Raw genomic sequence first — 22,036 nt, 5'->3', positions numbered from 1 at the left:
GGTGTTCAATGAACGCCTACACGGTGTCCCGGCTGGCTCTTGATGCCGGGGTGAGCGTGCATATCGTGCGCGACTACCTGCTGCGCGGATTGCTGCGCCCGGTGGCGTGCACACCAGGCGGCTACGGCTTGTTCGATGACGCCGCCTTGCAACGGCTGTGCTTCGTGCGGGCGGCCTTCGAGGCGGGCATCGGCCTCGACGCGCTGGCGCGGCTGTGCCGGGCGCTGGATGCGGCGGACGGCGACGAAGCGGCCGCGCAGCTTGCCCTGCTGCGTCAGTTCGTCGAGCGTCGGCGCGAAGCGTTGGCCGATCTGGAAGTGCAGTTGGCCACCCTGCCGACCGAGCCGGCACAGCACGCGGAGAGTCTGCCATGAACAACCCCGAGCGCTTGCCGTCCGAGACGCACAAACCGATCACCGGCTACCTGTGGGGCGGACTGGCTGTGCTGACTTGCCCCTGCCACCTGCCCATCCTCGCTGTCGTGCTGGCCGGCACAACCGCCGGTGCTTTCCTCGGCGAGCATTGGGTCATCGCGGCGCTCGGTTTGACCGGCCTGTTCCTTCTGTCCCTGTCGCGGGCGTTGCGGGCATTCAGGGAAAGAGAATGAGCGCTTTCCGGCCGGATGGATGGACGACGCCGGAACTGGCCCAAGCGGTCGAGCGCGGGCAGCTTGAACTGCACTACCAGCCCGTCGTCGATCTGCGCAGTGGTGGGATTGTCGGCGCGGAAGCCCTGTTGCGCTGGCGTCATCCGACGCTTGGACTATTGCCACCGGGCCAGTTCCTGCCCGTGGTCGAATCGTCCGGCCTGATGCCTGAAATCGGCGCTTGGGTGCTGGGCGAAGCCTGCCGCCAGATGCGTGACTGGCGAATGCTGGCATGGCGACCGTTCCGGCTGGCCGTCAATGTTTCGGCGAGCCAAGTGGGACCGGACTTCGACGGGTGGGTAAAGGGCGTGCTGGCTGATGCCGAGTTGCCCGCCGAGTATCTCGAAATCGAGCTGACCGAATCGGTCGCGTTTGGTGATCCGGCGATCTTCCCCGCCCTGGACGCCTTGCGGCAGATCGGTGTGCGCTTCGCCGCCGATGACTTCGGGACGGGGTATTCCTGTCTGCAACATCTGAAGTGCTGCCCAATCAGCACGCTCAAGATCGACCAATCGTTTGTCGCCGGGCTCGCCAACGACCGCCGCGACCAAACCATCGTGCACACCGTGATTCAGCTTGCGCACGGGCTGGGCATGGATGTGGTGGCTGAAGGCGTGGAAACATCGGCGAGTCTTGATCTATTGCGACAAGCGGACTGCGACACAGGACAAGGCTTCCTGTTCGCGAAGCCAATGCCGGCGGCGGCATTCGCCGTCTTCGTCAGTCAATGGAGGGGTGCCACCATGAATGCAAGTGACTCGACCACCACCAGTTGCTGCGTGTGCTGCAAGGAAATCCCGCTCGATGCCGCCTTCACCCCGGAAGGCGCGGAATACGTCGAGCACTTCTGCGGGTTGGAGTGTTATCAACGCTTCGAAGCGCAAGCGCATCGGTTACGTCCGCGTCAGCAGCTTCGACCAGAACCCAGAACGGCAGCTCGAACAGATCCAGGTGGATAAAGTGTTCACCGACAAGGCGTCGGGCAAGGACACACGGCGGCCCGAACTGGAACGGCTGCTCGCCTTCGTGCGCGAAGGCGACACGGTCGTGGTGCACAGCATGGATCGTCTGGCGCGCAACCTCGACGACCTGCGCCGCCTGGTGCAGGGCCTCACCCAGCGCGGCGTACGCATCGAGTTCCTTAAGGAGCATTTGACCTTCACCGGCGAGGACTCGCCGATGGCGAACCTGATGCTGTCGGTAATGGGCGCGTTCGCCGAGTTCGAACGCGCCTTGATCCGCGAGCGGCAGCGCGAGGGCATCGCGCTCGCCAAGCAGCGCGGGGCCTACCGTGGCAGGAAGAAATCCCTGTCGTCTGAGCGTATTGCCGAACTGCGCCAACGTGTCGAGGCTGGCGAGCAAAAGACCAAGCTGGCTCGTGAATTCGGAATCAGTCGCGAAACCCTGTATCAATACTTGAGAACGGATCAGTAAATATGCCACGTCGTTCAATCCTGTCCGCCGCCGAGCGCGAAAGCCTGCTGGCGTTGCCGGACACCAAGGATGAGTTGATCCGTCACTACACGTTCAGCGAAACCGACCTCTCCATCATCCGGCAGCGGCGCGGCCCGGCCAACCGGCTGGGCTTCGCCGTGCAGCTCTGTTACCTGCGCTTTCCTGGTGTCATCCTGGGCGTCGATGAGCCGCCGTTTCCGCCCTTGTTGAAACTGGTCGCCGACCAGCTCAAGGTCAGCGTCGAAAGCTGGGACGAATACGGGCAGCGGGAGCAGACCCGGCGCGAGCACCTGGTCGAACTGCAAACGGTGTTCGGCTTCCAGCCCTTTACCATGGGCCACTACCGGCAGGCCGTCCAGTTGCTGACCGAGATGGCCTTGCAGACCGACAAGGGCATCGTGCTGGCCAGCACCTTGATCGAGCACCTGCGGCAGCAGTCGGTCATTCTGCCTGCCCTCAACGCCGTCGAGCGGGCGAGCGCCGAAGCAATCACCCGCGCCAACCGGCGCATCTACGATGCCTTGGCCGAACCGCTGTCGGACGCGCATCGCCGCCGCCTCGACGATCTGCTCAAGCGTCGGGACAACGGCAAAACGACCTGGCTGGCCTGGCTGCGCCAATCGCCCGTCAAACCGAATTCGCGGCACATGCTGGAACACATCGAACGCCTCAAAGCGTGGCAGGCGCTCGACCTGCCTTCTGGCATCGAGCGGTCGGTGCACCAGAACCGCCTGCTCAAGATCGCCCGTGAGGGTGGCCAGATGACGCCCGCCGACCTGGCCAAGTTCGAGGCGCAGCGACGCTATGCCACCCTGGTGGCGCTTGCCATCGAGGGCATGGCCACCGTCACCGACGAAATCATCGACCTGCACGACCGCATCCTGGGCAAGCTGTTCAACGCCGCCAAGAACAAGCATCAGCAGCAATTCCAGGCGTCCGGCAAGGCGATCAACGCCAAGGTGCGGCTGTTCGGCCGCATCGGCCAGGCGCTGATCGAGGCCAAGCAGGCGGGCCGCGATCCGTTCGCCGCCATCGAGGCCGTCATGTCCTGGGATGCCTTCGCCGAGAGCGTCACCGAAGCGCAGAAGCTTGCGCAGCCCGAGGACTTCGATTTCCTGCACCGCATCGGCGAAAGCTACGCCACGCTGCGCCGCTACGCGCCGGAATTCCTTGCCGTGCTCAAGCTGCGGGCCGCTCCCGCCGCGAAGGACGTGCTCGACGCCATCGAGGTGCTGCGCGGCATGAACAGCGACAACGCCCGCAAGGTGCCCGCCGACGCGCCGACCGAGTTCATCAAGCCGCGCTGGCAGAAGCTGGTCATGACCGACACCGGCATCGACCGGCGCTACTACGAACTGTGCGCGCTGTCGGAGATGAAGAACGCGTTGCGTTCCGGCGACATCTGGGTGCAGGGGTCGCGCCAGTTCAAGGACTTCGAGGACTACCTGGTGCCGCCCGCGAAATTCGCCAGCCTCAAGCAGGCCAGCGAATTGCCGCTGGCCGTGGCCACCGACTGCAACCGGTACCTGAACGACCGGCTGACGCTGCTGGAAACACAGCTTGCCACCGTCAACCGTATGGCGACGGCCAACGAGCTGCCGGACGCCATCATCACCGAGTCAGGCTTGAAGATCACGCCGCTCGACGCGGCGGTACCCGACACCGCCCAAGCGCTGATCGACCAGACGGCAATGATCCTGCCGCACGTCAAGATCACCGAACTGCTGCTGGAGGTGGACGAATGGACGGGCTTCACTCGGCATTTCGCGCATCTGAAATCGGGCGACCCGGCCAAAGACAAGAACCTGTTGCTGACCACGATCCTCGCCGACGCGATCAACCTGGGCCTGACCAAGATGGCGGAGTCTTGCCCCGGCACGACCTACGCCAAGCTGGCTTGGCTGCAAGCCTGGCACATCCGCGACGAAACCTACGGGGCGGCGCTGGCCGATCTGGTCAACGCACAGTTCCGCCATCCCTTCGCCGAGCACTGGGGCGACGGCACCACCTCATCGTCGGACGGCCAGAACTTCCGCACCGGCAGCAAGGCCGAGAGCACCGGCCACATCAACCCGAAATACGGGAGCAGCCCAGGGCGGACGTTCTACACCCACATTTCTGACCAGTACGCGCCATTTCACACCAAGGTCGTGAACGTCGGCGTGCGCGATTCGACCTACGTGCTCGACGGCCTGCTGTACCACGAGTCCGACTTGCGGATCGAGGAGCATTACACCGACACGGCGGGCTTCACCGATCACGTCTTCGCCCTGATGCACCTCCTGGGCTTCCGCTTCGCGCCGCGCATCCGCGACCTGGGCGACACCAAGCTCTACATCCCGAAGGGCGACGCCGCCTATGACGCGCTGAAACCCATGATCGGCGGCACGCTCAACATCAAGCACGTCCGCGCCCATTGGGACGAAATCCTGCGGCTGGCCACCTCGATCAAGCAGGGCACGGTGACGGCCTCCCTGATGCTCCGAAAGCTCGGCAGCTACCCACGCCAGAACGGCCTGGCCGTGGCGCTCCGCGAGCTGGGCCGCATCGAGCGCACGCTGTTCATCCTGGACTGGCTGCAAAGCGTGGAACTGCGCCGCCGCGTGCATGCCGGCCTGAACAAGGGCGAGGCGCGCAATGCGCTGGCCAGGGCAGTGTTTTTCAACCGCCTGGGTGAAATCCGCGACCGCAGTTTCGAGCAGCAGCGCTACCGGGCTAGCGGCCTCAATCTGGTAACGGCTGCCGTCGTGTTGTGGAACACGGTCTATCTGGAACGGGCTGCGCACGCGCTGCGTGGCAACGGCCATGCCGTTGATGACGCGCTGTTGCAGTACCTGTCGCCGCTCGGTTGGGAGCACATCAACCTCACCGGCGATTACCTCTGGCGCAGCAGCGCCAAGATCGGCGCGGGCAAGTTCAGGCCGCTACGACCGCTGCAACCGGCTTAGCGTGCTTTATTTTCCGTTTTCTGAGGCGACCCCAACCGGGCCTGCTGGTCCTCGAGCTGGCTACGCAGCGTCTTCACTTCGGCTTCAAGCCCCAGGTTGACGGTTGCCAGGGACTCAGCGCGCGCGGTGGCGGCCGCCGCTTCGGACTCCAGCTCTTCGCCCCGCTGTGCGAAGACCTGCTCACCGTGCTCGATGGCGAGCGCCCAGAGGGACAGCATCGCATTGGCAACGGCGGGCGGGAGTGCGGCGCTCAAGGCGTCGACGCGCGCCTGCTCATCCTTCCAGAGCTTGAGTTCGTCGTTGATCGTCGTCCGGCTGCCCTGGCGGATTTCCGCGTAGATCAGGTCGACGGTGAGTTCATGTGGGCGTCGGCCGGCAGCAACGAGCCGCGCGGCGGCTTCACGGGTGCGAAAGCGGGTATTGCTGATGCGGCTCATTGGAACTAAACCTGAAAAGTGCTCCGGGAGCTGGGTTTTGAACTAAAATCTTCATGTATATGATGGTATCACATTATATATATAACGATGTCTTCTAGAAATTTACGATAAGACCGATAATCGTAAGCATCCCAGGTGTACGATGCGAGACCCTGCCGAAAAATCGCGTCAGTCCATGAACCTGCCCGCCACCGAGCCTGTTGTCCCCCTCATGCTGCCGGCCGCACTGGACGGCCACGACGGCACGAATCGCGCGCGCGGCGCTAACCGACAGATCACGGCCGATACCGACCTTGAGGCCGTCCGCCTGTGGCTTGCCGAGTACGCCAGCTCGCCGCACACGCTGCGCAGCTACCGCAAGGAAGTGGTGCGGCTGCTCGTCTGGGCGACGCGCACGCTGGGCAAGCCGCTGTCGAGCCTTACGCGCGAAGATTTCCTGATTTACGAGCAATTTCTTGCCGCACCGTCCGCAAACTGGGTCGATCCCGTCCTGCCACGGCGCGGGGGCACGCGGCGGCTGTTCGACGGGCCGCTTTCCGAGCGCAGCCGGCGCCAGGCCCTCGGTATCCTTTGCGGGCTGCTCAATTACCTGGTGGCCGCCGGATACCTTGCCGGCAATCCGCTTGCACTGCGGCGCTCGTCCTCGGCAATGCCGGCACGGACCCGCCGCATTGAACGTTACCTCGATCACGCGCTTTGGCAGGTTGTGCTGGAATCGATGGAGACCTGGCCGCAGGCCTCCGCGCGCGAGCGCCAGCACTACGAACGCAGCCGATGGCTGATCCGGCTGCTGTACCACACCGCATTGCGGGCAAGCGAAGCCGCCAACGCACAGGCGGCGGACTTCTTCCAGCGTCGCGGCCGCTGGTGGCTGCACGTCATCGGCAAGGGTGGCGCCGAGGGCGAGGTACCAGTCTCCGACACCCTCATGGCCGACTTCGCACGCTACCGCGCATTCCATGATCTGGCACCCATGCCCTTGCCGGCCGAAAGCACGCCGGCCGTCATGAGCATCGCCGGCGACGCCAAGCGGCACCTGACGCCGACGGCCATCTACCTGATTGCCAAGGAAGTGTTCCGCCGGGCCGCCGACACCCTCGAGCCAACCGATCCGATCGGCGCGGCCACACTGCGCCGGGCCTCGACGCACTGGCTGCGGCACTCGGCGGCTTCGCATCAGGCCGACGCCGGCACTGATATCCGCTTTATCCAGAAGAACCTTCGCCACGCCTCGATCGAGACGACCGGGATCTACTTGCACGCCGAAGATGACCGCCGGCATGCCCAGACCACTCAGGCGGGGTCAGAACCGGAAGCCGCTGCCGTACCGGCCGGGAGCCTCCCCGCGTAGAATGCTCCCCGCGTTGTCAACCTCTGAATCCCTCAACCGATGTCTGTCTCCTACGATCCCCGCCAAATTGCGGAATGGCTGGACTCCTACACGGTGTCCAAGGCTCGCTCCTATGCGAGCGCTGTCTCGGAGTTGCGCTGGATCGACGAGGATACCTTGGCGGGACTGGTGCAAGGCACCCGTACGCGCCCGTATGACGTGCGTGCGTATTTCCACGACATCGACGAAGACATGTGGGTGGAGGGAGAATGCACGTGTCCGGTCGGCGTTGACTGCAAGCACGTGGCAGCGCTGTTGATCGCCGGCCTTGCGCACCAGCCGAAGCCATCGGCCGCCGGCGTGCGCGCGGAACTGGTGACCTGGCTGGAAAATTTTCGCGCTCGACGCACGGCAGCCAATCCCGCTGCCAAGAAAAAACCAGCCAAGGCCACGCATGCCCTGGCCTATGTGATCGGGCAATCGTATCGCGGCTGCGAGATTTCCCTCTACAAGGCCCGCGTGGGGGCCGACGGTACGATTCGCTCGGTCGACGATCGGTGGCAGAACGTCGAGAAAGCGCTGGTCGAACCGCCGAAATTTGTTTCCGAGGAGGATCTGTCGATCCTGCGCGGATTGTGGCTGGGCCGCTCGCATGCCGCCTATACCGGTGGTTTTGCTCTGCAGGGCGCAACCGGCGCCGCCATCCTGGAAAAGCTCATCGCCACCGGGCGTGCATTTACTTCCTTTGTTCCCGCAGGCGCCCACTACCCCGGATCACACTGCCCGGTGCACTGCGGATCAGAGCGCGGCGCAAAGATGACCTGGCAAGCGCAACCCGACACGCGCGTGCGGCCAGTCTTGCAGGCCGAGCCACCCGCCACCCTGTTGCTGACGACCACCCAGCCCTGCTGGTATGTGGACGCGCATTCTGGCGAAGCTGGCATACTCGCCATGCCGTGGCCGGCGGAACAGGTCACGGATTTCCTGTCGATGCCGGCCATCACGCTGGACGAGGCGGCGCTCGTTGGCAATGTGTTGCGTGAAGTCGCCCCCGACCTACCCATGCCGCCCGCGCCCGACGCGTCGTCCGTGCAGGTGATCGACACCGTAGCGACGCCCGTACTGACTCTCGACACCTTGCCGACCTGGTCAGTGTCGCCACTGGATTTTGCGACGGTCAGTTTTGATTACGCAGGTCACAGCATCCCTGCAAATAGCAGCACCACCCTCGTTCGCACTGCTGGCAGCGAGGTCATCCAGATCAAAAGAGACGCCAATCTCGAGCGGAAACGTCAGACCGAGTTGCAAAAGGCGGGCTTCAGAAAAATTCCGGCCAACCGTGCATATGGTTACAAACCGTTTCCAGATGGCATCCTCGGCCCCGAAGATGTCGACGACTGGCCGGATCTCATGAAGCTGGTGCTACCCGCACTACAGGCAAGCGGCTGGCGCGTCGTCATGAGCGACGAGTTTCGGCACAACGTGATCGAAATCGAAGCGATTGACGGCAGCCTGCGTCAGACCGGCGACGGCTGGTTTGACGTCGAGATGGGCATCACAGTCAATGGTCGCACGGTGCGCCTGGAGCCGCTGCTAGCAGACCTCTTTCGTCGCGATGAGCGCTGGCTGTCGGGCAGGCTCGATACCATCGCGGACGACGAAGCGATCGACATGAAAACCGACCGCAACGAGCGGCTTCGCCTGCGTGCCGACCGGCTTAAACCAGTCGTGCGCGTGCTGATCGACCTGTTCGACTCGCTCGGCACCGGCATGCGCATTTCCGAGTGGGATGCGGCCCGGCTCCATGCGCTGGATCAGACCGGGCGCTGGCAGTTTGACGGCGACGCATCGATCCGGCAGCTCGCGCAGCGCTTGATGGCGGGTCCTGGGGTGACAGACGTGCCGGTACCGCGTGGCCTGAAGGCCGAACTCCGTACCTACCAGCGTCAGGGTCTTGCCTGGATGCAGTTCCTGCGCGAACACGGGCTGTCCGGCGTGCTCGCCGACGATATGGGCCTCGGCAAGACCATCCAGGCACTTGCGCACATCCTCACCGAAAAGGAACGTGGCAGGCTGGACCGGCCTGCGCTGATCGTCGTGCCAACGACCCTCATGCACAACTGGTGCGAGGAAGCGCAGCGCTTCACGCCGAAGCTGCGCGTCCTGGATCTGCACGGGCCCCAACGCCACGAGCGCTTTGACCAGATCGGCAAGCACGATCTCATCCTGACCACCTACGCCTTGCTGTGGCGTGACGAGGAAGTTCTTGCCAAGCACGACTTTCACCTGCTGATCCTAGACGAGGCGCAGTACGTCAAGAATGCCGCCACCAAATCCGCCGCAACCATCCGCGAACTGCGTGCAAGACACCGCCTTTGCCTGACAGGCACGCCGCTCGAGAACCATCTCGGCGAACTGTGGGCCCAGTTTGACTTCCTGCTGCCTGGCTTCCTCGGTACCCGTCAGGACTTCACCCGCCGCTGGCGCACGCCCATCGAGAAAGGCGGCGATGCTGTTCGACGTGAACTGCTCGCGCGACGCATCCGACCGTTCATGCTGCGTCGGCGCAAGGATGAGGTCGCCGCCGAGTTGCCCCCGAAGACGATGATAGTGCGCACGGTCGAGCTCGAAGGCGCGCAGCGTGACCTGTACGAGACGGTGCGCGCGGCCATGCAGGAAAAGGTCCGTGCGGCCGTCGCAGCAAAAGGCCTCGCGCGCAGCCACATCATCGTGCTGGAGGCGTTGCTCAAGCTGCGCCAGGTCTGCTGCGATCCGCGGCTCGTCAAAATCAGCCAGGCGGCCCGGATCAAGGAATCGGCCAAGCTTGATCTGCTACTCGACATGCTGCCCGAACTAATCGAGGAAGGCCGTCGCATCCTGCTGTTCTCGCAGTTCACCAGCATGCTCGACCTCATTGCGGCGGCGCTGGAAAAAGCTGGGATTCCATACGTCATGCTGACCGGGGATGCCACCGATCGCGTCACACCAGTCAAGCGCTTCAAGCAAGGTGAGGTGCCGCTTTTCCTGATCAGCCTGAAGGCCGGTGGCGTTGGCCTGAACCTGACGGCGGCCGACACCGTCATTCACTACGATCCCTGGTGGAATCCCGCCGTAGAAAATCAGGCGACCGACCGCGCTCACCGTCTCGGGCAGGACAAGCCTGTGTTTGTTTACAAGCTGATCACCGCCGGCAGTGTTGAGGAGAAAATCGTCGCGATGCAGGAGCAGAAGGCGGCGCTTGCCAACGCGATCCTGTCGGAAGATGGCGCCGGCGCCGTCAAGTTCTCCGCCGACGACATCGAGGCGCTCTTTGAGCCGATCCCGGCCGCACCACCTGTTGTGGCACCGGCGGCGAAGCCCCGATCCCGCACCAGGACGGGAACATAAAAATGGCCTTGCCGCGACGCATAGTCGAGGTCTGACCAGCACGAACCCCAATGGCAAAAACGGGCGACAACCAACACGAACAGCGCATCTCGATGGAGATCGTGGTCGACCGCGTACACCGAAGAAGAATGCGCGATGGCGTGGTACTGCCATCTCGAGGACAGTCTGAGCTTTCCATTCGAAGCGCGGGTACGTCAGGCGATGGTGGCCTCCCCGCTGCGCTCAGGTGACAGAGTCTCCGTCTTCAGACTCGCGCATGATCAGTTGTGCCGCGTTGCCATCTTCGTGCACGCACTTTACAACCAGCGTGAACTCGTCGTGCCCCTTGCCCAGCTTGTTCCCGTCCGCGCCGACCAGAGCACGCACCTTGCCGTCTCTGACTGGCACTACTGGCACGACCAAGGTTGCAGCTTCTGCCCCCCGCACGATCTGACATCCCCCGGCATAATCCCCGAGCGCAACTTACAGGGCGCTCGGGCCGTTATCAGGTCAAGTCGCACCCTGCCAGCCCTTGCCTGGTCAGGGGCTGGCGGAAGATTTGCACTTTTCGGGGGATGGGCAGAAATAGCCTACCAGTAGCCGTAGAGGCTTGCCACCACCGCCAGCGCGCGCGTGCGGGTCGCTTCTGACAAGGGCGGCGCGGCGTCCTCCCTGCCGGTCTCCCCGTGCTGCAGCGCGTGCCGGTAGCCGAGCAACCGCTGGCGCGTGAGGTCCGAGAGCGGCCCAAGCTCGTGCGCGCCGCACCAGCGCATCAGGCGGCGCAGTTCGGCGCCATAGGCGCGCAACGTGTGGGGCGAGCGCCCGGTTCGGTCGCGCAGGAAGAGCGCCAGCGCCTGTGCATCGTCGGCGGCGCCGAGCGTGTTGGCCGCCGCGTGCGGCTGGGCGAAGCGGCCGGCGCGCGTGAGCCACGCGTGGTCAGCAGGGCCGTAAGCGGCCAGCCACGGGTTCGCCGCGACAGCTCCCCTCGCTTCCGCGGCGGTCGGCACCGTTGCTTCGCTCGCTAAGGCGGCGGTGGACCGGATGCGGCGCCGGTGCGTGTGCAGCAGCCGCGCGAGGACCGTCTCCGGGCGGGGCGCCAGATCCGCCGTCACCGTGCGCAGGCGCCCGCGCTCCCAGTATTCGACTGCCCCATCGTGCGCCAGCAGCAGCTTGAGCACGGTCGGCTGCGCGGCCTTGGCGTCGGCCAGCGAGCCATAGCGGCGCTTGACGCGCGCCAGCGTCCAGTGCGCGTAGACCGGGTGCCCGAGTGCCTCCGCCAGGTAGGCGAGGGCCGCCGCGACGGTGGCCGGCAGTGGGCGCGGCGGCACCGCGCCCGTATCGATCCAGTCGGCCGGCTTCATGACTGGGCGGTCCGCTTGGCGGCCGCCTTGCCCGTCGATCTGGGCACGCGCGTCTTGGCCGCTGGTGGCGCCGCGGCCAGGGTCGCACGCAGCAGCTCGTCGAGCTGGGCGCGCTGGCTGGCGGTGACGGCCTTGAGTGCGCTCGCCTCGCCCGCGGCGGTCTGGCGCGCGGCCCGCTCGCTGGCCAGGTCGGCGTCGAGTCGTGCGCGCTCGTCTTCCAGCGCGGCGATGCGCCGCTCGGCGAATTTGAGTTGGGAGGCCAGTTGCGCGCGCTCGGCCCGCACCGCGTCGCGCTGGTGCGCGGTTTCCTGCAGGAGCTGCTTCGACAGCGCCTCGTAGCGCGCCTGGGTGGTGGCGATCGCCTCGGTGTGGGTGCGCTCGCCCGCCGTGGCGCGCTCCTGGGCGGTCGCCAGCGCCGCCTCGAGCTCGCCCCGGCGTGCGGCTTGCTCATCGGCGCGCGCGCACGCCGCCGCCTGGGCGGCGCACGCTACGGCCAGCGCGGTGTCGCGCGCGGCGAGCTGGCCGCGCACCTCGCTCAGTTCGGCCCGCAGCAGCTCGACCCGCAGTTCGGCCTCGGCGCGGGCGGCCTCGGCGGTGTCGGCTGTGGCTTGCGCCTCGCGCTTCAGGCGCACCACGTCGTCGAGCTGCACCGCGACCGCGGCCTGCCACAGCGCGCGCATCGCTTCGGCGATCTCGACCGGAATCTCGGGCAGGGCGAGGTCGGCCAGGCCCGAGCGCACCACCTCGGCCTCGATCGCGTTGAGCGTACGCGACAGCGTTGCAGGGTCACCGCCGCCCAGGCGGTCACGCAGCTTGCGCACCGACACCACGCGGCGAAAGCGTGCGGCCGTGGGCGGCGCCGCGTCGCCGGCCTCGGTGAGCATGGCCAGCACGGTGGCGCGGATCTGGTCGGGGGTGGCGGCGAGGCGGGGCATGGCAGTTTCCGGAGGCGCATTTCAGCCTATCTTACGCACATACCTAACGTTAGAAAAGCCATTTATGTGTTGCTTGGGAAAACCAAAGACGGATAAATCTAGTTATCTTGCGGAAACAATGGCTTCCAGCCACAGGGCGCGCTTGGCCGCGCGGCGGGGGCGGTCAACGTTCCAAAACCAAGGGGAAAAGGACCAGTCAGCAAGTGACTGATTTGACTAGGGTTTTAGGGTGGGCATCACCCTGGAACCCGCATGGCTGCTACGGGTGGCTACCCCGGTAAATTGCGGCGAAATCAAGGGGACCCCTGATCCAGACATTCGTCTATTCGCTGGCCTGGCCGCATATCCAGTGGGCGGCGATGCTGGTGGTGCGGCTGCGCCCGGGTGCGGGTAACTAGTCGCTGGACGAACTGTAGGGGGCGAGCACTAACCGTCTCGCGCGGCGGCTTGCGAACCATAGGTCGGCCCGCGGCCGGAAAAATGCTTGACCTTCCCTGCCGTGGGAACGTCCATATTAACCATGGGGGACAGAAGCCCCTGCGGCGTGGCAGGACCAAGTCGGCAGAGAGCATCGGATTTTCCGCCGGAGGTTAGTCAAATGGGCGTTCCGGGGCGCACGTTGTATGAAGAGGTCTTTGCGGTGTTCGAAAGGGCATGCCAGGAAAGCGATTTCGAGCTGGCCGAGGACCTCCTGCTCGCCCTAGAAGCGATGGATCGCCGGCAGGAAGCTCATCGGCAACTCGACCGCGCCTACCTGCTGCTAGCCGATCTCTGAGAACGGGAGTCCCCCGACTTTGGTTTCTACCTGCTTGCCATCGGCTGGCCAATGCCCCTGGGGACAGCAGTGGTCCTCTTCCATGCCTTAGCGTGCAATATTTTCCGTTTTCTGAAGTGACCCCTTCTTTACGGAGTCCCGCGTATACCAGTCGTTCTTCTCGACAACCGGCTCTTTGCGATAGTGCCGCATGACCCGAAGAAAGCACTCGAGAGGCTGTTCCTTCTTTCGTAACCATCGGGCCTAACGTCGTCGGAGACAATTGCACGTTCCGGCTAATTCGAGAAACATCGTCTATTTTGCAGAAAGCGGCCGCTAACCGATCGAGCGGGGGAGTATCCGAAGGTCTTGCGAGCGCCGAGGCAATTTCTTCCATGTGCGCCGGGCTGCAAGGAAACTCATGTCGATCGGACAGTGCGCTCACTTTGGCTTGCAGAGCCGGGTTCGTGCCCTCGTGAAGGTACGCAAACAGGTTGTAATCCAGGTAAATTCTCATGCGATGGAGTTTGCGTATTGTTAAGCGCGCTCATACGTTTGGGAAATGCTGGCCGAACCTGAAGTTGGCGCATTCGCGCTGCACGTGGCTTGGGAGCAGTGGGAGTCTTACTTCTTCGACATTTGAAGGATTCTGAGCACGATGAGTGCGAAGGCAGTCGCGACGATGGCCGTCACCGCATGGCCCATGCCGGCGGCCACGCCGATCGCGGCAGCAATCCAGATGCTCGCGGCAGTTGTGAGCCCCCTGACGTGTGTCTCATTGTCCGGCTTCAGGATCGCCCCTGCACAAAGGAATCCGATGCCTGACGTGAGACCCTGAAGCACGCGGCTCATGTCGGCAAGCTGCACGCCCGCCTGGAGGGGAACCACGACAAAAACGCATGCCCCCAGCGCGACGAGCATGTGAGTGCGCACGCCTGCGGATTTTCCCGAGCTCTCCCGCTCGTACCCCAGCAAGCCCCCCAAAACGATAGAGACGGTCATTCGAACGACGGCACGTACTGCCTCGGCAGCATTAGCGAGATCGGAGAATTCCGAGCTCAATGTGCGGATGATGTCGTTCATTGCGGAGCGTCTCTGGGTGTGTCCTGAAAATGGCCAAGACAGTCTATGTCGCAGAAGATGACTGTCAGATTGCCGAGCTATGACACAACCGGATTCGCTGGCCGGGGGGCAAGATTAACAACGTATTACATTTCGGCAATAAAGCCTGACAACGGAAGGGCAACCTTAGAATGCCGGCCATTAGTGCTCGTTTTCGCGCCAGTGTGTCCACTCGAAGTGCGCGACATTCTCCTCCAGCCCCCGAACCGCATGACCGATTCTTCATTCAATCTCCCCGTCCCAACCCGCTGGTCTCTCGAGGGCGCTGGACAATTTCCTGACACGCCACCGCATCGGCGTTTGGCGTGTTGTCGTAACGTTTGTCCTGGCAAGTCTGGTCTTTGGCCATTCTCGCTGGGACGGTACCTGGGTGTCGCCGCTGCTGCTGACGCTGGGGATGTTGGGGGTGAGCCTGGCCACGGTCGGGCGGCTCTGGTGCGCGTTGTACATTTCCGGGCGCAAGAACAATACCTTGGTGACCTCGGGTCCATATTCACTGTGTCGCCATCCGCTCTATGTCTGCAACTTGCTAGGCATTATCGGACTAGGGGCGATGACCGAGTCGCTGGCGGTTACCGCAGTCCTGGCGCTCGCATTTGCGCTGATGTACCCGGCTGTCATCCGGACGGAAGACCGCTTTCTGGCTTCCGCCTTCCCGGAATTCGCCGAATACGCACGCCGTACACCAGCGTTCTTTCCCCGTCTGTCGCTGTATAGGGGGGAGTCGACATGGACGGTCCATGTGTCTTCCTTTCAACGCAATATTGCGGACTCGGTCTGGTTTCTCGGCCTGTCGGTGGTCGTGGAGTCGTTTGATTTGTTCCATGACGCCGGCGTCCTCCGGGCGGTCGTGACGCTTGCCTGATGCGGGCAACTCCGCATACACGTACAGCCATGCACTACGCTCACGTCTCCGATTCTGTTGTCGAGAGCATGCTCGTGATGCTGGTCGGCCTGATCGTCCTGTATGTGGGGTTCGCTGTCTATTTGCGGTGGAAGCATGGGCCCGCCCCCAAGCGTAAGACTGATGAGGGGCGAAAGCGGCACCCCAAAACGAGCAGGCGAAAGCGATAATCGTAATCTGCTCTTAATGCTGGTGATCGAGGATTCATGTAAACTTCGGCGACGGCCCAGCCGTTAGTACTTCAACCCCAAGCCCCCCGCACAGTCTCCCAAGGAATGCGACGTTTCGTTCTGATCTTCGTGCTGCTCATTTTGCCGTTCCAGTTTTCCTGGGCGGCAGCGGCACGCTATTGTCAGCACGAGAAAGCCACGGCCACTTGGCACCTTGGGCACCACGAGCATCGTCATCAGCAGCCGGAAGGTAAAACGGATGCCGAGAAAAAGCCATTCGTGGATACAGACTGCGGGGTATGCCATCTGGTCTCCCTCCCGTTCGTCTATGGACAGACGCAGGACGTGTTGATAGCGAATCGGGTAGAAGTGACCGATACTCAACATTCGTCCGAGTTCTCGTCTCTGAATGCCAGGGCTCCCGACCGTCCTCAGTGGCAGCGTCTCGCTTGATCGGCGAGACGACGACTCTTTTTCTCCTTTCGTCTCTCGCCGAATTCTCCTGGTCACATACCTTGGTGCAATTCGATGCGAAGACTATTTCTGCCGCTCGGGCTGGCGGTAGCATTTCTCAGCCCAAACTTTGCCGTAGCGCAATCTGACACCGGCACGTCCATGGTGCCCGTCTTCCCAAGGGAAGCGGCGGGACCGTTGACCCTCGAGGCCGCGTTGTCGCTGGCGGCAGGAAGCAATTTCAACCTGTCCGCCGCCGCCAAGGAACTCGATTCCACAGAAGGTGGGATCATGCAGGCCCGGGTTATTCCGAACCCGGAACTCCAGACGCTGGTCGAGGACACGCGGAAATCCACCCGTACATCCACCGCCCAGATGAATATCCCCATCGAACTGGGCGGCAAGCGCTCGGCTCGTATCAATGCCGCGGAAAGGACGCGCGAACTGGCGCAGGCAACGCTGGCTGGCGTTCGCGGTGACATTCGGGCGCAGGTAATCGAGAGCTTTTTTTCCGTCTTGATCGCACAGGAACGCGTCAAGCTGGCAACTGGCTCCGCGGATATCGCTGCGAGGGGCGCGCAAGCCGCTTCACGCCGCGTCGCGGCCGGCAAGATCTCCCCGGTTGACGAAACTAAGGCACGTGTCGAACAGGCCAACGCCGAACTTGAATTGGCCGAAGCAACGGCGAGCCTGCAGTCCGCCCGTCAGGCGTTGACGGCGTTGTGGGGCAATGCATCGCCGCAGTTTGCCGAAGCACAGGGCAATCTGGACGCGCTGCCATCCAGGCCGGCGCCTGAACTCCTTCAGAAGGAGCTGGAAAACTCACCGCTGGTGGCCGCAAGCCGCGCTGAACTTGACCGCCGCCAGGCATTGGTGGGCGTTGAGCGCAGCCGCCAGTATCCGGATCTGACAGTCAGTCTGGGTGCCAAGCGAGATACAGAAGCCAACCGCAACATGGCGGTGATCGGTGTGGCGATCCCGTTGCCGATTTTTGACCGGAATCAGGGCAACTTGTATTCGGCCATTCGCCAGGCGGACAAGGCCCAGGATGAATATCTGGCCAATCGCATCAGCCTGACCCGAAATCTCCTGATGGCATCGAACCAGCTGTCGGTATCGCGCGCCTCGGCACAAACGCTGAAGCAGACCGTCTTGCCAGGCGCCGAGCAAGCCTTCAACGCGGCGACCATTGGCTTCGAGGCCGGCAAGTTCAATTATCTGGACGTCCTGGATGCCCAGCGCACGCTGTTCCAGGCACGCATCCGCTATCTCGGCGTGCTTGGACAAACCTATCAGGCGGCGACCACGATCGATCGCATTCTGGGACGTTAAGACGGGATTCATAAAACATGGCTATTTCGAACAAACAAAAGGCTGCCATTGCGGCCATCGTACTGGTGGGCGGCGTCGCGACTGGTGGCGTTCTGCTGAGCGGGCGCTCTGCGCCGGAAGAGCAGGGTGGGCACTCGGAATCCAAGGGGCATGGCGACACCGAGCACCATGGCAAGCAGGCGGCGGAAGCCGACCACAAGGATGACAAGTCACACGGCGACGGCGAGCATCACGAGGTCAAGAAGGGCCCCAATGGTGGCGCGCTCTTTTCGCGTGATGGCTATGACGTCGAAATTGGCACGGCCGAATCCAAGGGCGAGGCCCGTATTCGGCTCTGGGTTAGCAAGTCTGGGAAGGCGGTGGCAAATGGCGTGGCAGCGACAGGCCAGCTCGTGCGGGCTACGGGCGAGTCTCAAGCGCTCAAGTTCGTGGTGTCTGGCGACGCGCTGGAAAGCCAACAGCCAGTTGCCGAGCCCCATGTCTTTGACGTGACCGCAAATGTGACCTTGCCCGGTTCGTCTTCGCCACTCGCCGTGCGGCTCTCGAAAGAGGAAGGCAAGATTGAGTTGACAGCGGACCAGCTGGCCAAGACAGGGGTAGTGGTTCAAACCGCGGGCTCGGCAAAGGTCCAGGCTGGCGTCCAGTTCCCCGGCGAAATCCGTTTCAACGAAGACAAGACAGCCCACGTGGTGCCGCGACTGGCTGGCGTCGTAGAGAGCGTTCCGGCCAATATTGGGCAACAGGTTAAGAAGGGACAGGTTCTCGCGGTCATCGCGAGCACCGGACTTTCTGACCAGCGCAGCGAACTGCTCGCAGCACAGAAACGTCTGGATCTGGCGCGTGTCACTTATGACCGCGAGAAGAAGCTCTGGGAACAGAAGATCTCTGCGGAGCAAGATTATCTGAGCGCCCGCAACGCGCTGCAGGAAGCGCAGATCAGTGTCCAGAACGCGCAGCAGAAGCTGACCGCCATTGGCGCCAGCAACAGCTCGACGGCACTCAATCGCTACGAGCTGCGCGCACCGTTCGACGGCATGATCGTTGAAAAGCATATCTCGCTTGGGGAAGCGGTGGCGGACAACGCCAACGTGTTCACGCTGTCGGATCTGTCGTCCGTCTGGGCCGAGTTCGTGGTGTCTGCCAAGGATGTCGAGCGGGTGCGCATCGGCGAAAAGGCGTCGATCAATTCGGCATCGTCCGATGTGAAGGCAGATGGCACCGTTTCATACGTGGGTTCGCTGCTGGGCGAGCAGACGCGGACGGCGAAGGCCCGCGTAACATTGACCAATCCACAGATGGCTTGGCGACCGGGTCTCTTCGTCACGGTCGACGTATTCGGTGCTGATGTCGAGGTGCCCGTTGCGGTGAAGACCGAGGCCGTCCAGGACGTCAATGGCGAGAGCGTAGTCTTTGTCGCGGTTCAAGGTGGATTCGTGCCGCAGCCGGTGAAGGTCGGCCGGACAAACGGCAAGGTCATCGAGATTGTCGAGGGCCTGAAGCCGGGCGCACGTTACGCCGCCGCCAACAGTTTTGTTCTGAAGGCCGAACTTGGCAAATCCAGCGCCGAACACGGCCATTGATACGGGGGAAACAGCAATGTTTGAACGTATCATTAGTTTCGCCATCCAGCAGCGATGGCTGGTCCTGCTCGCCGTGTTTGGAATGGCCGGGTTAGGGATTTTCAGCTACAACCGACTACCGATCGACGCGGTCCCTGACATTACCAACGTTCAGGTTCAGGTCAATACCTCGGCACCAGGCTATTCACCGCTCGAAACCGAACAGCGTGTTACGTATCCGATCGAGGTCGTGATGGCCGGCCTGCCGGGACTCGAACAGACGCGTTCCCTGTCCCGCTATGGCTTGTCGCAGGTGACGGTCATCTTCAAGGATGGCACGGACGTCTATTTCGCGCGCCAACTCGTCAACCAGCGCATCCAGGAAGCCAAGGACAATCTGCCTGAAGGCGTTGTGCCGGCGATGGGGCCTATTTCGACCGGCCTCGGGGAGATCTATCTATGGACCGTTGAAGCCGAAGAGGGTGCTCGCAAAGCTGACGGGACTGCCTATACGCCGACAGATTTGCGCGAAATCCAGGATTGGGTGGTACGGCCGCAACTGCGTAACGTGCCCGGTGTCACCGAGATCAATACTATCGGTGGTTTCAACAAGCAGTACCTGGTCGCGCCGAGTCTTGAACGGCTAGCGTCGTACGGGCTGACGCTGACCGACGTCGTCAATGCGCTGAACAAGAACAACGACAACGTGGGTGCGGGCTACATCGAGCGTAGGGGCGAGCAGTATCTGGTTCGTGCGCCGGGTCAGGTTGCGTCCGAAGACGACATCCGCAACATTATTGTCGGTACAGCGCAGGGGCAGCCGATCCGCATTCGCGACATCGGGGATGTGGAGATTGGCAAGGAACTGCGTACCGGTGCGGCAACCGAGAATGGCAAGGAAGTTGTGCTGGGCACGGTATTCATGCTCATCGGCGAAAACAGCCGGGCTGTGTCAAAAGCGGTCGATGAAAAGGTCGCTTCCATTAACCGTACGATGCCGGAAGGTGTGAAGATCGTAACGGTATACGACCGGACACGTCTGGTCGACAAGGCCATTGCGACCGTCAAGAAGAACCTTCTTGAAGGCGCGGTGCTCGTCATCGTAATTCTGTTCCTTTTCCTGGGTAACATCCGCGCGGCGCTGATTACCGCGACGATCATTCCGCTGGCGATGTTGTTCACCTTCACGGGGATGGTGAACTACAAGATCAGTGCGAACCTGATGAGCTTGGGCGCGCTCGACTTCGGCATCATCATCGATGGCGCGGTGGTGATTGTCGAAAACTGTGTGAGGCGACTGGCGCATGCGCAGGAACACCATGGCCGGCCATTGACGCGCTCCGAGCGGTTCCATGAGGTGTTTGCCGCAGCGAAGGAGGCGCGTCGCCCACTGATCTTCGGTCAGCTCATCATTATGATCGTCTACCTGCCGATCTTTGCGCTGACGGGGGTGGAAGGCAAGATGTTCCACCCGATGGCGTTCACGGTCGTCCTGGCGCTGCTGGGCGCGATGATTCTGTCCGTGACGTTCGTTCCGGCTGCGGTCGCCTTGTTCATCGGCGAACGGGTGGCCGAGAAAGAAAATCGTCTCATGCTCTGGGCGAAGCGTCGCTACGAGCCGCTGCTGGAAAAGTCGCTCGCGAACACGGCCGTTGTATTGACGTTTGCCGCGGTGTCAATTGTTCTGTGCGTGGCCATTGCGGCCCGCCTGGGCAGCGAGTTCATCCCCAATCTGAACGAAGGCGACATTGCCATCCAGGCGCTGCGCATTCCTGGCACGAGCCTGTCGCAGTCCGTGGAGATGCAGAAGACGATCGAGACGACCCTCAAGGCAAAATTCCCCGAAATCGAGCGCGTGTTTGCGCGGACAGGTACGGCGGAGATTGCATCCGATCCGATGCCGCCGAATATTTCGGATGGCTACATCATGCTCAAGCCTGAGAAGGATTGGCCAGAGCCGAAGAAAACACATGCCGAACTGCTGTCCGCCATCCAGGAGGAAGCCGGCAAGATCCCCGGGAACAACTACGAGTTCTCCCAACCGATCCAGCTGCGGTTCAACGAGCTGATCTCCGGGGTCCGCTCGGACGTCGCAGTCAAGATCTTCGGCGATGACAACAACGTGCTCAGCGAGACGGCGAAGAAGGTATCGGCCGTGCTGCAGGGCATCCCCGGCGCGCAGGAGGTGAAGGTAGAACAGACCACCGGCTTGCCGATGCTGACGGTCAAGATCGATCGGGAGAAGGCGGCGCGATACGGGCTTAACATGAGCGACGTGCAAGACGCGGTGGCAACGGGCGTCGGAGGCCGTGATTCCGGAACCTTCTTCCAGGGCGATCGTCGTTTCGATATCGTGGTCCGCCTGCCCGAAGCTGTGCGCGGCGAGGTCGAGGCTCTGCGCCGATTGCCGATTCCGTTGCCAAAAGGAGTGGACGCGAGAACGACGTTTATCCCATTGAGCGAGGTGGCGACGCTGGAAATGGCGCCCGGCCCGAACCAGATCTCGCGCGAGAACGGCAAGCGCCGCATCGTGATCAGTGCCAACGTTCGTGGACGTGATATTGGTTCATTCGTGCCCGAGGCGGAAGCGGCTATCCAAAGCCAGGTCAAGATCCCGGCTGGCTACTGGATGACATGGGGTGGCACCTTTGAGCAACTGCAGTCCGCCACCACCCGCCTGCAGGTGGTAGTGCCGGTGGCGCTGTTGCTGGTCTTCGTACTGTTGTTTGCGATGTTCAACAACATCAAGGATGGCTTGCTAGTCTTCACGGGCATTCCCTTTGCGCTGACTGGCGGGATTCTTGCCCTGTGGATACGCGGCATTCCGATGTCCATTACTGCAGCGGTGGGCTTCATCGCGCTGTGCGGGGTGGCGGTGCTCAATGGTCTGGTGATGCTGTCGTTTATCCGATCGCTGCGCGAAGAAGGGCATTCCCTCGACAGCGCGGTCCGAGTTGGCGCCCTGACGCGACTGCGTCCGGTGCTGATGACGGCCCTGGTGGCATCCCTGGGTTTCGTGCCGATGGCCATCGCCACCGGTACGGGCGCTGAGGTGCAACGTCCCCTCGCAACGGTGGTAATCGGTGGCATCTTGTCGTCCACGGCGCTGACCCTACTGGTGTTGCCGGTGCTCTATCGACTTGCTCACCGCAAGGATGAGGACGCGGAAGATACTCGCGAGCCAGTCACTCAGACGCATCAACCGGATCAAGGCCGCCAGCCTGCATGACGTAAATCCTTGGGCGGTCATCGTACCGCCCAATT

17 protein-coding genes and 1 pseudogene are annotated in these 22,036 nt (G+C 62.8%); 14 read left to right on the top strand and 4 right to left on the bottom strand.

Annotated elements, in window-relative coordinates:
* Nucleotides 1-8: 8 nt before the first annotated feature.
* From merD to F7R26_RS39445, 5 genes are read left to right on the top strand one after another with little or no spacing between them, the layout of a single operon-like run.
* Entirely contained in the window at nt 9-374 is a 366-nt protein-coding gene (gene merD, locus F7R26_RS39465) for a mercury resistance co-regulator MerD (protein WP_000995360.1), read from the top strand.
* Nucleotides 371-607 carry a broad-spectrum mercury transporter MerE gene (gene merE / locus F7R26_RS39460; protein WP_003132004.1) on the top strand — a complete coding sequence of 79 codons (237 nt, stop codon included), beginning with the start codon at nt 371-373 and terminating at the stop codon, nt 605-607. The genes merD and merE overlap by 4 nt, the downstream gene beginning before the upstream one ends.
* Nucleotides 604-1,605, top strand: a complete 1,002-nt coding sequence (locus F7R26_RS39455; protein ID WP_008652068.1) for a DUF3330 domain-containing protein — start codon at nt 604-606, stop codon at nt 1,603-1,605. The genes merE and F7R26_RS39455 overlap by 4 nt, the downstream gene beginning before the upstream one ends.
* The gene (locus tag F7R26_RS39450; RefSeq protein ID WP_027982055.1) at nt 1,511-2,080 is read left to right on the top strand and encodes a recombinase family protein; all 570 of its coding nucleotides are present in this window, start codon (nt 1,511-1,513) and stop codon (nt 2,078-2,080) included. The genes F7R26_RS39455 and F7R26_RS39450 overlap by 95 nt, the downstream gene beginning before the upstream one ends.
* 2 nt (nt 2,081-2,082) lie before the next feature.
* Nucleotides 2,083-5,049: a Tn3 family transposase gene (locus tag F7R26_RS39445; protein WP_001138070.1), complete on the top strand. Its 2,967-nt coding sequence runs from the start codon at nt 2,083-2,085 to the stop codon at nt 5,047-5,049.
* A gap of 26 nt (nt 5,050-5,075) precedes the next feature.
* Here F7R26_RS39445 and F7R26_RS39440 read toward each other — a convergent pair.
* Nucleotides 5,076-5,486: pseudogene (locus F7R26_RS39440) on the bottom strand (DNA-binding protein); the annotation flags it as partial.
* A gap of 175 nt (nt 5,487-5,661) precedes the next feature.
* Between F7R26_RS39440 and F7R26_RS39435 the strand changes: the two are divergent.
* From F7R26_RS39435 to F7R26_RS39425, 3 genes are all read left to right on the top strand, one after another.
* Nucleotides 5,662-6,837 (top strand): tyrosine-type recombinase/integrase, encoded by a 1,176-nt coding sequence (locus tag F7R26_RS39435; RefSeq protein WP_008646544.1) that lies wholly within the window; start codon nt 5,662-5,664, stop codon nt 6,835-6,837.
* A gap of 39 nt (nt 6,838-6,876) precedes the next feature.
* A complete protein-coding gene (locus F7R26_RS39430; RefSeq protein ID WP_008646539.1) occupies nt 6,877-10,203 on the top strand; it encodes a DEAD/DEAH box helicase in 3,327 nt (1,108 codons plus the stop codon).
* Nucleotides 10,204-10,338: 135 nt separating this feature from the next.
* The gene (locus F7R26_RS39425) at nt 10,339-10,782 is read left to right on the top strand and encodes a calcium-binding protein (protein ID WP_223277442.1); all 444 of its coding nucleotides are present in this window, start codon (nt 10,339-10,341) and stop codon (nt 10,780-10,782) included.
* Here the strand turns inward: F7R26_RS39425 and F7R26_RS39420 are convergent.
* Together F7R26_RS39420 and F7R26_RS39415 are read right to left on the bottom strand one after the other, a co-directional pair.
* Nucleotides 10,773-11,510 carry a site-specific integrase gene (locus F7R26_RS39420; protein ID WP_241754863.1) on the bottom strand — a complete coding sequence of 246 codons (738 nt, stop codon included), beginning with the start codon at nt 11,508-11,510 and terminating at the stop codon, nt 10,773-10,775. The genes F7R26_RS39425 and F7R26_RS39420 overlap by 10 nt on opposite strands.
* Nucleotides 11,511-11,539: 29 nt before the next feature.
* Entirely contained in the window at nt 11,540-12,478 is a 939-nt protein-coding gene (locus F7R26_RS39415; protein WP_004635320.1) for a DNA-binding protein, read from the bottom strand.
* Nucleotides 12,479-13,076: 598 nt separating this feature from the next.
* Here F7R26_RS39415 and F7R26_RS39410 point away from each other — a divergent pair.
* Complete coding sequence (locus tag F7R26_RS39410; RefSeq protein WP_004635326.1) at nt 13,077-13,253, top strand: hypothetical protein; 177 nt, start codon at nt 13,077-13,079, stop codon at nt 13,251-13,253.
* Nucleotides 13,254-13,856: 603 nt separating this feature from the next.
* Here F7R26_RS39410 and F7R26_RS39405 read toward each other — a convergent pair.
* Nucleotides 13,857-14,315, bottom strand: a complete 459-nt coding sequence (locus F7R26_RS39405; protein WP_004635330.1) for an MgtC/SapB family protein — start codon at nt 14,313-14,315, stop codon at nt 13,857-13,859.
* A gap of 256 nt (nt 14,316-14,571) precedes the next feature.
* Between F7R26_RS39405 and czcN the strand changes: the two genes are divergently transcribed.
* From czcN to czcA, 5 genes are all read left to right on the top strand, one after another.
* Nucleotides 14,572-15,219 (top strand): heavy metal efflux RND transporter CzcN, encoded by a 648-nt coding sequence (czcN, locus tag F7R26_RS39400; protein WP_150986967.1) that lies wholly within the window; start codon nt 14,572-14,574, stop codon nt 15,217-15,219.
* A 314-nt stretch (nt 15,220-15,533) separates the two neighbouring features.
* Nucleotides 15,534-15,881, top strand: a complete 348-nt coding sequence (gene czcI, locus F7R26_RS39395) for a CDF family cobalt-zinc-cadmium transporter CzcI (protein ID WP_011229345.1) — start codon at nt 15,534-15,536, stop codon at nt 15,879-15,881.
* Between the two features lie 75 nt (nt 15,882-15,956).
* Entirely contained in the window at nt 15,957-17,213 is a 1,257-nt protein-coding gene (gene czcC, locus F7R26_RS39390) for a heavy metal efflux RND transporter CzcC (protein ID WP_024570390.1), read from the top strand.
* 17 nt (nt 17,214-17,230) lie between these two features.
* Nucleotides 17,231-18,793: a heavy metal efflux RND transporter CzcB gene (gene czcB, locus F7R26_RS39385; RefSeq protein ID WP_004635340.1), complete on the top strand. Its 1,563-nt coding sequence runs from the start codon at nt 17,231-17,233 to the stop codon at nt 18,791-18,793.
* Between the two features lie 16 nt (nt 18,794-18,809).
* Nucleotides 18,810-22,001, top strand: a complete 3,192-nt coding sequence (czcA, locus tag F7R26_RS39380) for a heavy metal efflux RND transporter CzcA (protein ID WP_004635342.1) — start codon at nt 18,810-18,812, stop codon at nt 21,999-22,001.
* Nucleotides 22,002-22,036: the final 35 nt, after the last annotated feature.

The sequence above is a fragment of the Cupriavidus basilensis genome (genome assembly GCF_008801925.2).
GTDB classification, from domain to species: Bacteria; Pseudomonadota; Gammaproteobacteria; order Burkholderiales; family Burkholderiaceae; genus Cupriavidus; species Cupriavidus basilensis.
Note: the sequence above shows the minus strand (reverse complement) of the source record. Positions and strands in the feature narration are given on the sequence as shown.

Excerpts from the sequence above, each read along its gene's own strand:
- F7R26_RS39425 (WP_223277442.1), top strand. The coding sequence starts at position 10,339 with ATGGCGTGGTACTGCCATCTCGAGGACAGTCTGAGCTTTCCATTCGAA.
- F7R26_RS39455 (WP_008652068.1), top strand. The coding sequence starts at position 604 with ATGAGCGCTTTCCGGCCGGATGGATGGACGACGCCGGAACTGGCCCAA.
- F7R26_RS39445 (WP_001138070.1), top strand. The coding sequence starts at position 2,083 with ATGCCACGTCGTTCAATCCTGTCCGCCGCCGAGCGCGAAAGCCTGCTG.
- merE (WP_003132004.1), top strand. The coding sequence starts at position 371 with ATGAACAACCCCGAGCGCTTGCCGTCCGAGACGCACAAACCGATCACC.
- merD (WP_000995360.1), top strand. The coding sequence starts at position 9 with ATGAACGCCTACACGGTGTCCCGGCTGGCTCTTGATGCCGGGGTGAGC.
- czcA (WP_004635342.1), top strand. The coding sequence starts at position 18,810 with ATGTTTGAACGTATCATTAGTTTCGCCATCCAGCAGCGATGGCTGGTC.
- F7R26_RS39430 (WP_008646539.1), top strand. The coding sequence starts at position 6,877 with ATGTCTGTCTCCTACGATCCCCGCCAAATTGCGGAATGGCTGGACTCC.
- czcI (WP_011229345.1), top strand. The coding sequence starts at position 15,534 with ATGCGACGTTTCGTTCTGATCTTCGTGCTGCTCATTTTGCCGTTCCAG.
- czcC (WP_024570390.1), top strand. The coding sequence starts at position 15,957 with ATGCGAAGACTATTTCTGCCGCTCGGGCTGGCGGTAGCATTTCTCAGC.
- F7R26_RS39435 (WP_008646544.1), top strand. The coding sequence starts at position 5,662 with ATGAACCTGCCCGCCACCGAGCCTGTTGTCCCCCTCATGCTGCCGGCC.
- F7R26_RS39405 (WP_004635330.1), bottom strand. The coding sequence starts at position 14,315 with ATGAACGACATCATCCGCACATTGAGCTCGGAATTCTCCGATCTCGCT.
- F7R26_RS39415 (WP_004635320.1), bottom strand. The coding sequence starts at position 12,478 with ATGCCCCGCCTCGCCGCCACCCCCGACCAGATCCGCGCCACCGTGCTG.
- czcB (WP_004635340.1), top strand. The coding sequence starts at position 17,231 with ATGGCTATTTCGAACAAACAAAAGGCTGCCATTGCGGCCATCGTACTG.
- F7R26_RS39410 (WP_004635326.1), top strand. The coding sequence starts at position 13,077 with ATGGGCGTTCCGGGGCGCACGTTGTATGAAGAGGTCTTTGCGGTGTTC.